This is a genomic window from Ferrimonas sp. YFM, from assembly GCF_030296015.1.
GTDB lineage: Bacteria > Pseudomonadota > Gammaproteobacteria > Enterobacterales > Shewanellaceae > Ferrimonas.
The window spans coordinates 3,489,868-3,506,932 of sequence record NZ_AP027368.1 but is presented as its reverse complement, the minus strand read 5'-3'; the positions used below and the strand labels follow the sequence as shown (position 1 = coordinate 3,506,932).

Below are 17,065 nucleotides of genomic sequence, written 5' to 3'. Positions count from 1 at the left end.
TAGGCAAATATTAATGAGCTAAATTCAAAAACTGACCTGGGTTAGCTTGATTGTTGAAGACAGTCACAACAAAAATTCTGTTGAAAAGGTAACGTTTGCGAAAATGGGTCTGTAGAAGAAATAAAATATGCAATGCCCCAACACCCCCCAGGCGGAAAACAAATGCCAGATATTGTTGGATGCAGCTGAGCAACTAATTGAAGAACAGGGAATTATTTCTTTCAAGTTCTCCGATATTGCCAAGGTGGCCAATACCTCAACGGGTTCGGTCTACAAGTTCTTCGAAAGTAAGGAGGATGTGTTGCTGTGTCTGTTTTTGCGCAGTGCCACCTCCAACAACATTCCGGATATTCTCGATACTCACCCTGAGCTTACCCCTCAGGAGCGTTTCCTGGTGCCCATAGTCACCACCTACCAGACGGTGATGAAGAGCAGCAGTTTTATGTCTCTTCGGGCGGTGTCGGTGAACTCCAAGGTGTGGCCGCTGGCCAGTTGCGAAAAGGTGGACAGGTTCAAGCTCAGGTGCAATCGGTTCTTCGATCTGATCCACATGCTCGCCGTCGAGGCCAGGGATTCCGGGGTACTGGAGGAGAGCGATGAACGCCTGCTCCTGCTGGCACAGATGATCTACTTCCAGCTCTACGGTCAGTCCACCGCCTACGAGAGCAAGCTGATTGAGAAGCTGGTCGAAGCCCAGCGGAGTCAGGCTCAGATGGAGGGGATACTGACCATAGTCAACGCCTTCAACTGGACACAGCCCGCTACCCGGGAGCAGTACGAAACTCTGGACAGCATGGTCTCCGAGTACATCGCCCGGGGCATCAAGAGCAAACTCTCCTGCAAGAAGTGTCTGGACGCCAACCTGCAGATTCGTCGCCTGAGCTGATCCCTCTCCCCGGTTCACACCGGGGCCCGCTTTCGCTACACTACTGTTTATCTATACAGTGAGTGAGCGCCATGAGACTCTACATCGCCGAAAAACCCAGCCTGGGGCGGGCCATCGCCGCCGTGCTGCCCAAGCCCCATAAGAAGCATGAGGGCTACATTGAGCTGGGCAATGGCGATTGTGTCAGTTGGTGTGTCGGTCACCTGCTGGAGCAGGCAGAGCCCGGTGATTATGACGAAAGCTGGCGCTCCTGGCAGGAACAACACCTGCCCATCGTTCCCGCCGACTGGCAGCTCAAGACCCGAAAAGGGTGTCATAAGCAGCTGACGGTGTTGCGCAAGCTGATGAAACAAGCAGATGAGCTGGTGCACGCCGGCGATCCGGATCGGGAGGGGCAGCTGCTGGTGGATGAGGTGGTGCACCACTGCAAAGTGGCTCAAACCAAGCGCCAGGGGATGAAACGACTGCTGGTCAGCGACCTGACCCCGGCGGCGGTCACCCGGGCCCTGGGGCAACTGCGCAGCAATCGCGACTTTGTTTCCCTGTCGGTCTCCGCCCTGGCCCGCTCCCGGGCCGACTGGCTCTATGGCATCAACCTGACCCGGGCCTACACCCTGCAGGGGCGCAAGGTGAACTACTCAGGTGTGCTCTCCGTAGGGCGGGTGCAGACGCCCCTGCTGGGGCTGGTGGTGCGCCGGGATCTGGCCATCGAGTCTTTCGTTTCCAAGCCCTTTTATGAAGTGCTGGCTCATCTCACTACCGAGGCGGGCGAGGCGTTCACCGCCAAATGGGTACCCAGTGAGGCGTGCAAACCCTACATGGATGAGGAGGGCAGGGTGCTGGCACGGGGACTGGCGGAGAATGTGGCCGGGCGCATCACCGACCAGCCCGGCAGCGTTTCCTCGTTGTCGAAAAAGCGCAAGAGTCAGGGGGCACCGTTGCCCTACAACCTGTCCGCCCTGCAGATCGATGCGGCCAAACGCTTTGGCTTCAGTGCCCAACGGGTGCTGGACCTGGCTCAGGCCTTGTATGAGCGGCACCAGCTTATCACCTACCCCAGGTCCGACAGCCGTCACCTGCCCAGTCAGCAGCATGGGGACGCTCCCCGGGTCACCGCCGCCATCGCCGCCAACAGCGACGCCCTGTCCCAGGCAGTTGAGGGGGCGGACACCAGCCGACGGGGCAAGGCGTGGAACGACGCCAAGGTGGATGCCCACCATGCGGTGATCCCCACAGACAAGCGCGGCGCCGGAGGCCTCTCTGCGGACGAGAGAAAGCTCTATGAGCTGATTGCCCGCCAGTATCTGCTGCAGTTCTACCCCGATTACCGTTTCGATGAAACCAAGGTGGAAGTCACCATAGGCACCGGCCTGTTCCGGGCCGCCGCCAAGGTGCCGGTGGAGATGGGCTGGAAGGCGTTGTTCCCCCAGAAGGAGAAGAGTGATGACGAGGAGAGTGCCAATCTGCCTCAACTGAGTGAGGGTCAGTCTCTTCATTGCCAGCGTGGCGAGGTGGTGGAGAAGCAGACTCAGCCTCCTAAGCACTTTACCGACGCCACTTTGCTGGCGGCCATGACCAACATCGCCGCCCATGTGACCGACAAGGCGCTCAAGAGCATCCTCAAGGAGACCGATGGACTGGGCACCGAGGCCACCCGGGCCGGCATCATCGAGTTGCTGTTCAAACGTGGGTTCCTTACCCGCCAGGGTAAGCAGATTCGGGCCACGGAGGCGGGCAGGGCGCTGATCGCCAGTTTGCCCGAGAGTGCCACCACCCCGGATATGACCGCCCGCTGGGAGTCGGCACTGGAGTCGATACGGGAGCGTCAGCTCAGTTATCAGGGGTTTATGGGTCCTTTGACCGAACAGCTTCAGGCGCTGGTGTCCGGTGCCCGGCAGCACCTGCCGGAGTCCCTGCGAGGGGTGTCGGCCCCCAGTCGGCGCGGCAGAAAGGGGGCCCGCAGTTCAGGCAGAGGCAACCGAAGCGTTAAGGGCAGAAAAACCAAGGGCAAATCCCCGGCCTAAGCTACCCAGGCAGGTCTGGTCCGACGCGGATTTGTGATCTGGGTCCGCCCAATTTCAGCTTTCAGGGGAGAGAATGGGGGCAGTTGAAGTTTTGGCCCGACGCGGCCCGGTGGTTGATCGCCCATGTCCCAGATAGAAGAGTTACAGCAGGCCGTGCTCGGCCACATCACCAATCCCAATCTCACCCTGCCGCAGAAACAGCTGGCCCTGGCCCAGCTGGCGGAGTCTCTGCTGCCCAGAAATCCCTATGGCGAAGAGGTGGAACAGGCGTTCGAGCGTGGCATTCTCCATGACATGTTTGAGAGTCAGAGCCCATTCAAGCCCAGGTACGTCTTGCCGGATTACGCCAGGGCGATGACCCAGGGCAGTGAGTTTCTCGAGATGGCACCGCCGCAGGATCTGGATGAGGCGCTGAACTTCCTCTCCATCCTCTACCTCAATGTGCCGTCGGTGACCGGTTATCCGGTGTTCCTCGGTCACCTGGACCAGCTGCTGGAGCCCTATGTGGAAGGGGTGAACGATGCCGACCTGGAGAAAGCCCTGACCCTGTTCTGGCAACGGTTGGATCGCACCCTGCCGGACTCTTTTGTGCACGCCAACCTGGGGCCCGAGGACAGCCGGGTCGGACGGATGATTCTCAAGGTGGATGCCAAGCTGGCCCAGTCGGTGCCCAACCTGACCTTCCGTTACCAGCAGGGGGTGACCCCGGATGACCTGCTGCGCCGGGTCACCGACAACATCATCGCCTGCAACAAGCCCCATGTGGCCAACCATGAGGCGATCGACGCCGAGTTTGATAAGGGCTACGGGGTGGTCAGTTGTTACAACGCCCTGCCCCTTGGGGGCGGTTCTCACACCCTGCTGCGGCTGAATCTGCTGCGCTCCTATGAGCTGTGTGACGGCAGTGAGCAGGATTACATCGACAACGTGGTGCCCCGCTGCTCAGAGCTGATGGCCAGTGCCATGACCCATCGCATCCGTTTCCTGGTGGTGGAGTCCGGTTTCTTTGACCATCACTTCCTGTGTAAGGAGGGGTTGGTTTCCTTGGACCGCTTTACCGCCATGTTTGGCATCTATGGGCTGGCGGAACTGGTGAATCTGTTGATGGATGCTAAGGGCTTGCCAGGTCGTTTTGGCCTGGACCGGGAAGCCACCGCACTGGGTGAGCGCATTGTCGCCGCCTATCGTCGCCAGGTGGACCATCTGGAGATGATCCACTGTGAAGGCGGCCTGATGAGGCTGCACTCCCAGTCCGGCATCTCCTGCGACAAGGAGGAGACCGCCGGCACCCGCATCCCCGTGGGCAGTGAGCCGGATCCCCTGAGTCATATCCTCGCCTGTGCCCCGATGCATCAATACTTCGATGGCGGCATCAGCGACATCTTTGGCCTGGACCCGACCATACGTCACAACCCCGGCGCCCTGGAGCGGCTGGTCAGCGGCGGCTTTGGCATGGGCCTGAAGATGTTCACCGCCAACCTGTCGGACAACGACTTGGTCCGGGTCACCGGTTACATGGTGAAGCGCTCCGACATCGACAAGTTCCGCCATCAGGCGGAGCGGCATAACTCCACCTGTCTGGGTGCAGAGGCGGTGGACGTGGTGAAAATTCTTGAGCGTCAGGCCAGGGTGGTCAGTCAGGAGCAGCACCCGGTTTCCCTGTGGAAATAAGAGCCCTGACCCCAGTGGCTCCCCGGCCCGGGATGGTGAGCCGCATCCTGCCCTTCAGCTGTGTGGATGGTCCGGGCAGCCGCCTGGTGGTGTTCTTCCAGGGGTGCAACATGGACTGCCCCGGCTGTCACAACCCCCAGACCATAGGCCAGTGCAACCATTGCGGCGACTGCATCGAACACTGCCCCAACGGTGCCCTGTCCCTTGAGCGGGGCTCTGGCCAGCGTAAGCGCAAATTGTGTGACGAAAGCCAGTGTCAAAGCTGCGATCTCTGCCTGCCTCACTGCCCCAGAAGTGGCAACCCCAATGCGGTGAGCTTCGATGTGGCCTCTCTGGTGGAGCGCATTGCCCGTCATGCTCCTCTGCTCGATGGCGTCACCTTCTCCGGCGGCGAAGCCACCTTGCAGCGTCAGTTTCTGGTCAGGCTGTGTGATGCCCTGGACCAGGATCGCCGCACTGCCCACCTGGGGCGGTTGATCGACTCCAACGGCCTGCTGGCGGCGGGCCACTGGCCGGCCTTGCTGGAGCGGGTGGATGGGATGATGCTGGACATCAAGGGGATGGATTCGGCCATCCACAAGCGCCTGACCGGCCGGGATAACCAGCAGGTGCTGGCCAGCGCTAAATTGCTGGCCCAGGCGAACAAGCTGGCGGAGCTTCGCTGGCTGGTGGTGGAGGGCGTCAACGACGGTGACGACGAACTGACGGCACTCATCGAGCTCTACCACTCGCTGCCCAGTCCCCCGGCGCTCCGTCTCAATCGCTATCAGCACCACGGCGTCGGCGAACGGGGCCAGAGTCTGGCCGAAACCACCTCAGAGCGTGTGGAGGCCTTGTATGGCCAGCTGTCTGAAGCGGGCGTCACATTGCTGCCCTTGGTGCGCCTCTGAGCTGTAAACCCAGCAGGCCTTAGGGTAAGCTTGGCCCCCAAACTGCTACTGGAACACCTATGTCTGCCTTGACCCAAACGCCTGCCGATACCCTGGTGGTGCTCGATTTTGAAACCACCGGCCTCTCTCCCAATCAGGGGGACAGAGCCATAGAGATCGGGGCGGTCAAGCTGCACCAGGGGCAGGTGGTCGACCGGTTCCAGCAGCTGATGAACCCAGGGTTTCGGGTCAGTGGCTTCATCGAAGGCTATACCGGCATCACCAACGCCATGTTGGCGGGTGCGCCGGGGTGCGATGAGGTGATGGATGGCTTTGCCGACTTCATCGACGGTTGCAACATGGTGGCACACAACGCGTCGTTCGACCAACGCTTCCTGGACGCCGAGCTGGCGGCCGTTGGCCGGGACTATGCCGGAGACTTTGTCTGCTCCATGCTGCTGGCCCGCCGCCTCTATCCCGAAGCGCCCAACCACAAGTTGGGCTCCCTGGTGACCTTCAAATCCATTCCCCATGATGGCGTGTTCCACCGCGCCCTGGCCGATGCCCAGATGACTGCGGATCTGTGGATGGCGATGCTGGCGGATCTGCAAGGAGACTGGGGAGTGAGTGCCCCTCGCTTTGCTCAGTTGAAGAAGCTGTCCAAGACCCCCAAGGCCCAAGTTTCCCGGGTGCTTGCCTCCCTGGCCTGATCCCCTTTCAGGCCCCGTAATCAGTCGATAAAAATCCTGTCACTTTACTGTGTTGCATTGTGGTGCGCTCCCACTGGAAGGATGGGCGTGCCAGGTGTGCATCTGTTGTGCTTATGTTTCGTTTGTTAATCAAAAAAGTTGATTTTGAACAGTCTTTTCTCGATTAATGATTGAAATATTACATCATTTGGTCAGTATCCGAGCTGCACACGTTTACGAGTGCAGCTGTCAGCCGGTGTGTTGCACCGGCAGGGAAACAACAACAAGCCACCTTCAGGTGGCGTCATGACGCGAGGAAACAGGATGAAACAGCTAATCGGCCTTTCCGGGGCTCTACTACTGCTGTCCGGTGCCGCTCAGGCACAGATAGACAATGGCGATTTTGAAACTTGGAGCGGTGGAACGCCGCAGGGATGGACCACCATAGACAGTGGCATTCGTCTCAGTCAGTCGACTGCTTATGCCACCACCGGCAACAGCTCCGCTCAGGTGGAGGTGTTGACCGGAACTCAGAGTAATACCGATTTCAGGCAGTCCATTCCCGTGACCGCCGGGGTGCCCATTGAGGTGTCGGTGGATCTCTACCACACCGAAGGTAACGTCAAGGCACGACTCTATGTGGGCGCCTACCAGGGTTACTCCAATCCTGCACTGACCGGTCAGTGGCAGACGCTGAGCCACAGCTATACCCCCAGCAGCACAGGCAACATAGAGGTCGGGTTGCGCTTCTATGATGAAAGCGGCTTCGACGGCAACGAGACCGTTTATGTGGATAATTTCCGTCCACGCAATGATTCGACTCCCGTGCCCGGCTGCGAGGATACCGAGGCAACTCTGTCCCTGACCACAGATGGTTATGGCAGCGAAACCTCCTGGAATCTGGCCGATGCCCAGGGCACTGAGCTCTACAGTGGCAACGGTTATGGCAACAATGAACAGGTGACAGAGACTTTCTGCCTGGCCGACGGGGATTACCGCTTTACCATCAACGACAGCTATGGTGACGGACTCCTGGGCAGTGCCGGTTACAGCATCGAGATCGGTGGACAGGTGGTGGTGCAGGGGAGCCAGTTCACCTACAGCCAGAGCAGCAGCTTTACCGTGGGCGCCGGCGGAGGTGACAACGGTGGTGGTGACAACGGCGGTGCCACCAACCTGGAAGCCTACTACCTGAGTGCCGAAGGCATGACCGGTTACTCCCTCAAGAATGAACTGCACAACATCATCAAGGGACACTCCTCCCAAGGGTACAGCGCCCTGTGGCAATTCTACCAGGCCAATGAGCTGGACAACTATTACGAGAACGATGGCTCCATCCTGGACATCTACTCGGAGAAGCCTACGTCCGGTGACAGCGTCCACTTCAGCGCCGGTCAGGACCAATGTGGCAGCTACAGCCGCGAGGGCGACTGCTACAACCGCGAGCACTCCTTCCCCAAGAGCTGGTTTGGCGGCAAGGTGGAGCCGATGAACTCCGATGTGCACCACATCTTTGCCACCGATGGTTATGTGAATGCCAAGCGCAGCAACTACCCCTATGGCGAGGTGGTCAGCGCCAGCTATACCTCAGGCAATGGCTCCAAATTGGGCACCGATGCCAGTGGTCGCACCCTGTTTGAACCCATCGATGAGTTCAAGGGCGATCTGGCCCGTGCCTACTTCTATATGGCCACCCGTTACCAGGACAAGGTTGCCGGCTGGGAAAGCAACAGCAGCAACTCCGATCTGGTGCTGGACGGCAGCGCGGACCGGGTGTTCGAACCCTGGCTGCTGGCCCTGCTGAAGCAGTGGCATCTGGATGATCCTGTGAGTCAGAAGGAGCGGGATCGCAACCAGGCGGCGTTTGAGCATCAGGGCAACCGTAACCCCTTCGTCGACCATCCTGAATTTGTGGAGATGATCTGGTAAAGGTCTCTTCGCAGATAGGGCCACCTGAGGGTGGCCCTTTGTTTATTGCGTTTCAGTTCCGGCCCCGGCATGCTGACTTCGACATTGGAACGGAAGGAAAGGGTGTGAATTTTAAAAACATTGTGCTGTTGATGGCGCTGGTGAGCCCTCCCACCCTGGCCCAGGTGGACCTGGTCAGGGTAGATAAGTCAGAGGGGCGTATGGAGCTGGTGGGCCAGGGCGAGGTGGTGCGCAGTTACGCCGTGGCCTTTGGCGCCAATCCTCAGGGGCATAAGCAGCAGGAGGGCGATGAGAAGACCCCGGAGGGGCGCTACATACTCGACTATGCCAAAGAGGACTCCAGCTTCTATCGGGCGATGCACATCAGCTATCCCAATGAGCAGGACCGGCAGAGTGCCGCAGAGCGCGGCGTCTCCCCGGGAGGCCTGATCATGGTGCATGGCCAGCGCAATGGCCTGGGGTGGCTGGCGCCGCTGACCCAATGGTTCAACTGGACCGATGGTTGCATCGCCCTGACCAATGACGAGATGGACGAGTTTATGGCTTTGGTGCCCGTGGGGACGCCCATCGATATCCGCTGGTAGCGGCCCGGCTTAATCTGCGCCCTTGATCCCTTCATGGGAGGAGGGTTTGATCTGCTCCTTGGCCAGATCCTGGTAGGCATCTCTCAGGGTCAGCAGGGAGTTGTCCTCGTTACTCAGGCGACTGGCGATCTCCGCCAGGATCCGCTCATAGAAACGGTTGTTTACCCCGGCGCTTTGAGCCTTGTAGTGGAACTCGTGGGTAATCTGGCCCCAGGCATCCTGAAGCATGGTGCGAATCTGAATCTCACACACCATGGACCCATCCTGAATCTCCACCTCTCGTCCGCTGCGGTGCACTCTGTCATAGCCGACGTCTGCCAGCAGATGGATGGAGCGGTAACCCGATGGCTTGGGCTCGTCGATGTAGTCTTCAATCTCTTCATGGATGGTGAGGTGCTTGGAGCCGGCGATGAATTTTTCCATGCCGCGACAGTCATCCACAAACCAGCACACCACCCGGGCGCCAATCAAGTCCTGAATCACTTCGGTGGGGTAGTAGAACTGGGGCCAGCCACGTTTCTCCAGCTTTTTCAGGAAGCTGCCCAGGCTTTTAACCCGGGTGGTGATGGTGATGGCCTCCTGAGGCAGGGCGTTCTCCAGGGTGTAGGCCTGGGCCAGTTGGCTTAACCGAATGTTGAGCAGATCGCTGATCTGCTCCATATCCTTGCCATAACGTTCGTAGAAGCGGATTGCCCGGGCCTTGAGATCCTCGGGAGTGAGGGTACGTCCTTGAGTCATGGGATCCTCGAAAATGTCCATCAGGTCCTTAATTATCCCTATTTTATATCAATAATTTATCCTGAGTCGCCCGGGATTTATCAGAGTGGTACCGGCCCTGTGCCGCGAGGGCCGGATGGCGGGGCTAGCCGGTGCGTTTCACCCTAGGATCGGTGTAAATCAGTCTCTGTGGGGTCGAGCAGGGGCACACCTTGTAGACAAACTCCTTGCGCAGTCTGTGGTAGTGGCTGTCCGGCTCGTAGAAGCAGTGGTGCATCTTGGTCAGTTCATGACGGCGGTATTCCGCCAGGGGGTGGCGGGCTTCATCGCGGGCTCGGGTCCTCGCCTTGGCCTTCAACCTGCTGTGAAACTCCTGATCGCTGGCCAGGGTCAGGCAGTAGTCGCTGAGCTGGCGTTCATAGCAAGAGGCCGCCTCTTCGAGGACCTTGTCCACCAGTCCCATTTTGAGGGCCTGGGTGGTCCCCACCGGCAGACAGGCCTGGGTGAGCTGGCGAGCCCTGGCTTCGCCAACCCGCTTGGGCAGGGAGTAGGTCCAGTACTCGGAGCCGTAGAGCCCCATGCTCTGGTAGTGGGGGTTGAGAACAATCCCCTCTCTGGCCACCACCTGATCGCAGGCCAGCGCCATCATGGCGCCGCCGGCCCCGGCGTTGGCGCCCAGAGCAGCCACGGTGAGCTTGTCGTCGGTCAGCAGGATCGCTTTGACCAGATCGTTGATGGCGTTGATGTTGCGCCAGGACTCGTCGGCAGGGTTGTCGGCCGCTTCGATGTGATTGAGGTGGATGCCATTGCTCCAGAAATCCTCTCCCCCCATAAGTACCAGCACCCGGGTGTCACGCCGGCAGGCCGCCTGATAGGCATGCAGTAGGCGGCGGCACTGACTGGTGCCCATGGCGCCGTTGTGAAAGTCAAAATGCAGATAGCCGACCCCATCCGCTTCCCGGTAGCGGATCTCCTGAAACCCAGGAGCGGTCATCTCCGGTAGCAGCGGTGGTGCCAGTTCGGGCACCCCATCCAGGTGGGCCTTCAATACCCAGGCCGACGGCAGCTTGAACTGCGGGGTATCGCTCTTGAGCTTCATATGGCTGACCCAGATGGCGCCGTCTGTGGTGGCGATGCACAGGGCGCCGTCACGGGTGGCCAGGGGCGTCTTGGGCAGGGCGCCCCCCAGTGTCGACTCGGGATGGGCACCATAGAGGTAGACCAGTTCTCCATAGAGTTCGGTGAGCACGCCGGGGAAGCTGTCGGCGGCGCGAATCTTGCGGAGGATGGTGTCGCTGTCATCGGCCAGCCAGTCGATGCTGCGCATCGGCTGCTTCATCAGCGGCTTGAGCTCGCCCTTGACCTTTGGGTCGCTGTAATCCAGAGGCTCGGGAGAAAACCCTTTGTCCGCCACCCTGGCCATCAGCTCCTGAACCAGTCTGGAGGCCATGGCGGTGACGTCGCGGCGGTAGAGGCTGGCCTTGGAGGCCTCCCGCATGGGGAAGTTGCCCGTGGACCAGATATCACCGGCGTCCATCTCGGCATCCGCCTGCAGGGCGGTTACCCCCCATTCGGTTTGCCGATCGATGATGGCCCAGTCCAGGGAGGAGGGGCCGCGGTCACCCTGAATGCCAGGATGGATAATGATGCACAGCCGCTGCTGCCAGATGTCGTCGGGGATGCGGTGCTTCAGGAAGGGGCAGAGGATCAACTCGGGCTCGAACTGCTCCACGGCGTCACGCACTTCGGATTCATTGCCACCGAGCACCACGCTCAGGGTATGCCCCTGGGCTTTGAGTTCACCATAGATACGTTGAGACAGGCCATTAAAGGCCGTGACCAGCAGTAATACCCGCATGAAAGACGATACCTCCCCACTCCAGTCCTTCCGGCACGGCCCTGGGCCGCATATTGGTTGCCAATGGTGAATCATTTTCATGGCCAAGGAAAAGGGCAAAGGATGCGCGGCTTCACAAAAGCGGTATTAAGTTTGCTACTTTCTGTTCTCAACTCGGCAAAGGAATGGCTACAGGGTCACCCCTGCGCAGTGCCAATGTCTGGTTACAAAGGCAGGCTTAACAGAGACTCTGGCCTCGTCTATGCTGGAAACGTTCAGAAAAACAACGGTATGGGCATAGCGAATGCCGCTCCCCGCGAGGGGAGGCAAAGAGATCTGGAGGGAATGGATGGATTTCAAAGGGTTACTTAATCAAGTGATGGCCAGTGGCGGTGACATGGCCAAGCAGGCTAAGAGCGGGCTGAGTCAGGGCAGTGGTCAGGGAGGCATGTCCGACATGACCAAGGGAGCCATTGGCGGCGCCGTCGGTGGCAGCTTGCTGACCATGCTGGTGGGCTCCAAGAAGGGGCGCAAGATGGGCAAGAAGGCCGCCAAACTCGGGGGGGCCGCCGCCCTGGGGGCCCTGGCGTATAAGGTGTTCAATGACTGGCAGGCCAATCAGGGGGGCCAGGCGGAAAGCCCGCAGAGCGCTCAGCCAACTGCTCAGCCCCAGGCGGTGCCCCAGCCTCAGGCGCTGCCCGCCCCCACAGAACAGCACTCCATGGTGGTACTCAAGGCGATGATCGCCGCCGCCAAGTCAGACGGTCATGTGGATGACGAGGAGAAGGGGCGCATCTTCAAGGCGGTGCACGCCATGGGCGCCTCTGCCGAGGTGAGCCACTTTGTCCAACAGGAGCTGGATAAGCCCCTGGATCCCACCGAAGTGGCCGCTGCGGTGTCCAGCCCGGAGGAGGCCGCCGAGGTCTATCTGGCGTCGGTGATCATGGTGGATGAACAGAACTTCATGGAGCAGGCCTATCTTAAGGAGCTGGCCAATCAGCTGCAGCTGCAGCCAGAACTGGTGGCCCAGCTGGAAGCGCAACTGGTCTGATGCATTCGCCAAAGAAAAAGCCCCGCTCTGCGGGGCTTTTGTCGTTCTAGGATTCGGCTTCTGCCGGCTGAGGTGTCGCCTCAGGCTGTTTGCGCTCCTTGGGACTGAAGATACGCTCCACTATCACGAAGAACAGCGGCACGAAGAAGATCCCCAGGAAGGTGGAGCTCATCATGCCCCCCAGTACGCCGGTACCGATGGCGTTCTGGGCACCGGAGCCCACGCCGGTACTGATGGCCAGGGGCACCACGCCCAGGCCGAAGGCCAGGGAGGTCATCAGAATCGGACGCAGACGCACTCGCACCGCGTGCAGGGTGGCCTCGATGAGACCGGCGCCCTTCTCGTAGTACTCCTTGGCGAACTCCACGATGAGGATGGCGTTCTTGGTGGCCAGACCCACTGTGGTGAGCAGACCCACCTGGAAGAACACGTCGTTGGACAGCCCGCGGCCATAGGTGGCCAGCAGGGCGCCAATGATCCCCAGGGGCACCACCAGAATCACCGCGAAGGGCACAGACCAGCTTTCATACAGCGCCGCCAGCACCAGGAACACCACCAGGATGGAGAGGGCGTACAGGGCCGGAGCCTGGTTGCCGGAGAGGCGCTCCTCATAGGAGAGGCCGTTCCACTCGATGCCAAAGCCCGGAGGCAACTGACCGGCCAGACGCTCCATGGTCTCCATGGCGTCACCGGTACTGATACCGGGCGCGGTGGCCCCCTGGATGTTCACCGCCGGCAGACCGCCGAAACGCTCAAGGCGGGGGGAGCCATACTCCCAGTGGCCGGTGGCAAAGGCGGAGAAGGGCACCATCTCACCCTGGTTGTTGCGCACATACCAGGTATCCAGGTCCCCAGGCTGCATGCGGTATTCCGCCTCACCCTGGACGAACACCTTCTTCACCCGGCCGCGGTCGATGAAGTCATTGACGTAGGCGCCACCCCAGGCGGTAGCCAGGGCACTGTTCACCTCGGTGATGTTCAGTCCCAGGGCGCGCAGTTTGCCGTGGTCGATGTCTAACTGGTATTGAGGGGCGTCCTCCTGGCCATTGGGGCGAACCCCCACCAGGCTGGGCTCCTGAGCGGCCATTCCCAACAGTTGGTTGCGGGCCTGAATCAGGGCGTCGTGACCCTTGCCGCCCTTATCCTGCAGATAGAGATCGAAACCGTTGGCGGTGCCCAGCTCCAATACCGCAGGCGGCACAAAAGCAAACACCAGGGCTTCCTTGATCTGGGAGAAGGCGCCCATGGCTCGGCCGGCGACGGACTGCACATCGGTCCCCGGCGCGGTGCGCTCATCCCAGGGCTTCATGTTGACGAAGGCCAGGCCCATGTTCTGGCCCATGCCGGCGAAGCTGAAGCCGGATACGGTAAACACCGACTCCACAGACTCGCCCTCTTGCTCCAGCAGGTAGTCGTTCACCTGATCCAGCACATTCTGGGTGCTTTCCTGGGTGGCGTTGGCGGGCAGAATCGCCTGGACAAACATCACCCCCTGATCCTCGTCGGGGAGGAAGGCGGTGGGCATGCGCAGGAAGATCCAGCCCGTGGCCACCACCAGCATCAGGTAGATGCCGAATACCCGGCCGGTGCGTTTGAGGATGCCGCCAACGCTGCCCTCATAACGGTCAGTCCAGCGATTGAAGCTGCGGTTGAACCAGCCGAAGAAGCCTTTGTCGGTGTAGGCGTGTCCCTTTTTCACTGGCTTGAGCATGGTGGCGCACAGGGCCGGGGTCAGGATCACCGCCACCAGCACCGACAGCGCCATGGCGGACACAATGGTGATGGAGAACTGACGGTAGATCACCCCGGTTGAGCCAGACATAAAGGCCATGGGCACGAACACCGCAGACAGGGTCAGGCCGATACCCACCAGGGCGCCGGTGATCTGATCCATGGACTTGCGGGTGGCTTCCAGGGGCGAACAGCCCTCTTCGGACATCACCCGTTCCACGTTTTCCACCACCACGATGGCGTCATCCACCAACAGGCCGATGGCCAGTACCATGGCGAACATGGTCAGGGTGTTGATGGAGAAGCCGGTGGCGGCCAGGATGCCGAAGGTCCCCAGCAGTACCACGGGCACCGCAATCATGGGGATCAGGGTGGCGCGGAAGTTCTGCAGGAACAGGTACATGATCAGGAACACCAGTACGATGGCTTCCAGCAGGGTGTGCACCACACCTTCGATGGACTTGCCGACGAAGGGGGTGGTGTCAAACGGCAGCACCACATCCAAGCCTTCGGGGAAGTAGGGACGCATCTCATCCATCTTGGCCATCACCGCCTCTGCGGTGGCCAGGGCGTTGGCGCCGGTGGCCAGCTGAATCGCCAGACCGGAGGCGGGTTGACCATTGTAGAAGGAGGTCACCGAGTAGCTCTCGGCGCCGATCTCTACCCGGCCCACGTCACCGAGGAACACCTTGGCACCGTCCATGTCGGACTTGAGCACGATGTTGCGGAACTCCTCGGGAGTCTGCAGCCTGGACTGGGCCGAAATGGTGGCGTTCAGCTCCTGAGCGGCCACCGAGGGGGCGCCGCCGAGCTGGCCGGCGGACACCTGGGCGTTCTGCTCACGGATGGCCGCCACCACGTCGCTGGTGGTCAGGTTGAACTGGTTCAGCTTCAGGGGATCCAGCCAGATGCGCATGGCGTACTGGGAGCCGAACAGGGTGATGTCACCCACGCCGGGCACCCGGCTCATGGGGTCCTGGATGTTGGCGGCCACGTAATCGGCGATGTCCGCCTTGTCCATGGAGCCATCCTGGGACACGAAGCCCAGTACCATCAAGAAGCCGCTGGAGGACTTGTTGACACTGATCCCCTGGGCTTGCACCTCCTGAGGCAGCAGTGGCATCGCCAGCTGTAACTTGTTCTGTACCTGCACCTGGGCGATATCCGCATCCGCCTCGGCGTTGAAGGTCAGGGTAATGGTGGCGTTACCAAAGCTGTCGCTCTGAGACGCGATGTAACGCAGGTGATCCAGACCGGTCATCCGCTGTTCGATCACCTGGGTGACCGTGTCTTCCACCGTCTTGGCCGAGGCGCCGGGGTAGTTGGCGCTGATCTCGATGGTGGGCGGCGCGATGTTGGGGTACTGGGACACCGGCAAGGTGGTGATGGCCAGGGTGCCGGCCAGCATCACGATAATGGCGATCACCCAGGCAAAGATGGGGCGATCGATAAAGAAACGAGCCATGAACTCTCCCGGTTATTTGGATGCCATCTGGGTGATCTCCTGGGCCACGACGGTGGCGCCGGGACGGATCTTCTGCAGCCCTTCGGTGATCACCTTATCGCCGGGCTTGAGGCCGGCGGTAACGCGCCACTGATGATCAATGGCCTGGGCCGTGGTGATCATCCGAGCCTCCACCTGGTTGTCCGCATTGACCACCATGGCCATGCCTTCCCCTTTGGGGTTACGAGTCACCGCCTTCTGGGGCACCATCAGTGCCTGAGGATCGGTCCCCACTACCATGCGGGTGCGGACGAACATGCCCGGTAGCAGCAGGCCATCCGGGTTGGGAAACTCGGCGCGCAGGCTGACGGAGCCGGTGCCCTCATCCACCGTCACTTCGGCGAACTTCAGGGTGCCCTGGTGGGCGTACTCGCTGCCATCTTCCAGAATCAGGGTCACTTCGGTGGTGTCGGACTGCATCAGCTTGCCTGAGGCCAGCTGAGACTTGAGTTTGAGCATCTCGGTGCTGGACTGAACGATGTCCACATTGATGGGATCCAGCTGGGAGATCTGTGCCAGTGCCTGCCCCTGGTTAGCTGTCACCAGGGCGCCGGGGGTCACCGCAGAGCGGCTGATGTGTCCGGAGATGGGCGCTTCAACCTTGGTGTAATCCAGGTTGATCTCGGCCTGATTGATGGCGGCTTTGGCCATCTCTACACTGGCCTTGGCTTCCATCCAGGCAGCCTGAGCCAGATCCAGATCCTGCTTGGAGATGGAGCTGGTGTGGATCAGTTCCTTGTAGCGGTTGTAGGTGGCGCGGGTGGACAGTTCACTGGCCTTGGCCCGCTCCAGCTCAGCTTTGGCGCTGATCAGTGCCGCTTCATAGGGCGCCGCATCAATTTGATACAGGGATTGGCCCGCTTCCACCATGCCGCCTTCGACAAAGCTGCGTGCGGTGATCACGCCGCTGACCTGAGGGCGCACTTCGGCGTTCAGATAGGCGCGGCTGCGGCCGGGCAGTTCGACACTGATGGCTTGGGCGTGGGGGGTGACGGTCACCACATTGACCTGAGCGGCTTGTTGACCGCCAGGGTTTTTGGCTGCGGGCTCTTCTGTGCCACAGGCAGACAGAGACAGGGCTACGGCCACCGCCGTGGCCAGCTTCAGCGAATGCCGCATCTGGACTCCTAATTTTAGAATAGACTGTGCTAGCCCGGGGACGGACTAAATAAGCAAAGAGAAAAGAATAAGATGGTATTTATCTCATACTTTCCACCTGTATAACAAGACAACAATGTGCGACAAATTGTAAGAGAAACGCCCAGTGTAAAGTTGCTGGTTGTACTGGGGGAAGTGACAGTCAAATGTACGGTCTGAATGATGGCGGGTCGAATGAGATTATCGTGCAACTCTTTGATATTATTTGACCTTGGCTGCGGGTGCCAGGGGCGGGGCAGGGGTTTTTGTTGCTGTTTATCTCTATGGCAAAGCCTATTTTTCCGGGATGAAATCCGCAAGAAAGATCTCCGCTTATGCAGAAATCCAAATTTGGTTCAGCTTAGGTTAAGACCGGGCCTTTGTTCACAACCAAAATAAGTTGTCAATATGTGACTATGCCATTTCATTTAATTTG

At 60.0% G+C, this 17,065-nt stretch carries 12 protein-coding genes; 8 read left to right on the top strand and 4 right to left on the bottom strand.

All coding sequences use genetic code 11. The annotated features are described in order from the left end of the window. Positions 1 to 127: 127 nt before the first annotated feature. The 7 genes from QUE41_RS16220 (at position 128) to QUE41_RS16190 (ending at position 8,652) form a co-directional block, all read left to right on the top strand. On the top strand, positions 128 to 886 hold the full coding sequence (locus QUE41_RS16220) for a TetR/AcrR family transcriptional regulator (protein ID WP_286340038.1): 759 nt from the start codon (positions 128 to 130) through the stop codon (positions 884 to 886). Between the two features lie 71 nt (positions 887 to 957). Then, positions 958 to 2,910, top strand: coding sequence for a DNA topoisomerase III (locus tag QUE41_RS16215; RefSeq protein ID WP_286340037.1), 1,953 nt, complete (start codon positions 958 to 960; stop codon positions 2,908 to 2,910). Between the two features lie 123 nt (positions 2,911 to 3,033). Continuing rightward, positions 3,034 to 4,581, top strand: coding sequence for a YjjI family glycine radical enzyme (locus tag QUE41_RS16210; RefSeq protein ID WP_286340036.1), 1,548 nt, complete (start codon positions 3,034 to 3,036; stop codon positions 4,579 to 4,581). Continuing rightward, the gene (locus QUE41_RS16205; protein ID WP_286340035.1) at positions 4,572 to 5,471 is read left to right on the top strand and encodes a YjjW family glycine radical enzyme activase; all 900 of its coding nucleotides are present in this window, start codon (positions 4,572 to 4,574) and stop codon (positions 5,469 to 5,471) included. The genes QUE41_RS16210 and QUE41_RS16205 overlap by 10 nt, the downstream gene beginning before the upstream one ends. A 68-nt stretch (positions 5,472 to 5,539) precedes the next feature. Next, positions 5,540 to 6,160 carry a 3'-5' exonuclease gene (locus QUE41_RS16200; RefSeq protein ID WP_286342958.1) on the top strand — a complete coding sequence of 207 codons (621 nt, stop codon included), beginning with the start codon at positions 5,540 to 5,542 and terminating at the stop codon, positions 6,158 to 6,160. Positions 6,161 to 6,463: 303 nt separating this feature from the next. Beyond that, positions 6,464 to 8,068, top strand: coding sequence for an endonuclease (locus QUE41_RS16195; RefSeq protein WP_286340034.1), 1,605 nt, complete (start codon positions 6,464 to 6,466; stop codon positions 8,066 to 8,068). 104 nt (positions 8,069 to 8,172) lie between these two features. After that, positions 8,173 to 8,652, top strand: a complete 480-nt coding sequence (locus QUE41_RS16190; protein WP_286340033.1) for a L,D-transpeptidase family protein — start codon at positions 8,173 to 8,175, stop codon at positions 8,650 to 8,652. Positions 8,653 to 8,661: 9 nt separating this feature from the next. Here the strand turns inward: QUE41_RS16190 and QUE41_RS16185 are convergent, their stop codons facing one another. Then, positions 8,662 to 9,411: a GTP pyrophosphokinase gene (locus QUE41_RS16185; RefSeq protein WP_286340032.1), complete on the bottom strand. Its 750-nt coding sequence runs from the start codon at positions 9,409 to 9,411 to the stop codon at positions 8,662 to 8,664. A gap of 103 nt (positions 9,412 to 9,514) precedes the next feature. After that, positions 9,515 to 11,227 (bottom strand): hydrogenase maturation protein, encoded by a 1,713-nt coding sequence (locus tag QUE41_RS16180; protein WP_286340031.1) that lies wholly within the window; start codon positions 11,225 to 11,227, stop codon positions 9,515 to 9,517. Between the two features lie 328 nt (positions 11,228 to 11,555). On the opposite strand from QUE41_RS16180, the gene QUE41_RS16175 reads away from it, so the two are divergent. Further along, positions 11,556 to 12,257, top strand: coding sequence for a tellurite resistance TerB family protein (locus QUE41_RS16175; protein ID WP_286340030.1), 702 nt, complete (start codon positions 11,556 to 11,558; stop codon positions 12,255 to 12,257). A 46-nt stretch (positions 12,258 to 12,303) separates the two neighbouring features. Here QUE41_RS16175 and QUE41_RS16170 read toward each other — a convergent pair whose 3' ends face one another. Both QUE41_RS16170 and QUE41_RS16165 read right to left on the bottom strand, forming a co-directional pair. Further along, positions 12,304 to 15,453: an efflux RND transporter permease subunit gene (locus tag QUE41_RS16170; protein WP_286340029.1), complete on the bottom strand. Its 3,150-nt coding sequence runs from the start codon at positions 15,451 to 15,453 to the stop codon at positions 12,304 to 12,306. 12 nt (positions 15,454 to 15,465) lie between these two features. Then, positions 15,466 to 16,611: an efflux RND transporter periplasmic adaptor subunit gene (locus QUE41_RS16165; RefSeq protein WP_286340028.1), complete on the bottom strand. Its 1,146-nt coding sequence runs from the start codon at positions 16,609 to 16,611 to the stop codon at positions 15,466 to 15,468. Positions 16,612 to 17,065: the final 454 nt, after the last annotated feature.

Bases quoted from the DNA above. Each gene is read 5' to 3' on its own strand.
- QUE41_RS16215 (WP_286340037.1), top strand. From the start codon at position 958: ATGAGACTCTACATCGCCGAAAAACCCAGCCTGGGGCGGGCCATCGCC.
- QUE41_RS16180 (WP_286340031.1), bottom strand. From the start codon at position 11,227: ATGCGGGTATTACTGCTGGTCACGGCCTTTAATGGCCTGTCTCAACGT.
- QUE41_RS16175 (WP_286340030.1), top strand. From the start codon at position 11,556: ATGGATTTCAAAGGGTTACTTAATCAAGTGATGGCCAGTGGCGGTGAC.
- QUE41_RS16165 (WP_286340028.1), bottom strand. From the start codon at position 16,611: ATGCGGCATTCGCTGAAGCTGGCCACGGCGGTGGCCGTAGCCCTGTCT.
- QUE41_RS16185 (WP_286340032.1), bottom strand. From the start codon at position 9,411: ATGGACATTTTCGAGGATCCCATGACTCAAGGACGTACCCTCACTCCC.
- QUE41_RS16210 (WP_286340036.1), top strand. From the start codon at position 3,034: ATGTCCCAGATAGAAGAGTTACAGCAGGCCGTGCTCGGCCACATCACC.
- QUE41_RS16170 (WP_286340029.1), bottom strand. From the start codon at position 15,453: ATGGCTCGTTTCTTTATCGATCGCCCCATCTTTGCCTGGGTGATCGCC.
- QUE41_RS16195 (WP_286340034.1), top strand. From the start codon at position 6,464: ATGAAACAGCTAATCGGCCTTTCCGGGGCTCTACTACTGCTGTCCGGT.
- QUE41_RS16220 (WP_286340038.1), top strand. From the start codon at position 128: ATGCAATGCCCCAACACCCCCCAGGCGGAAAACAAATGCCAGATATTG.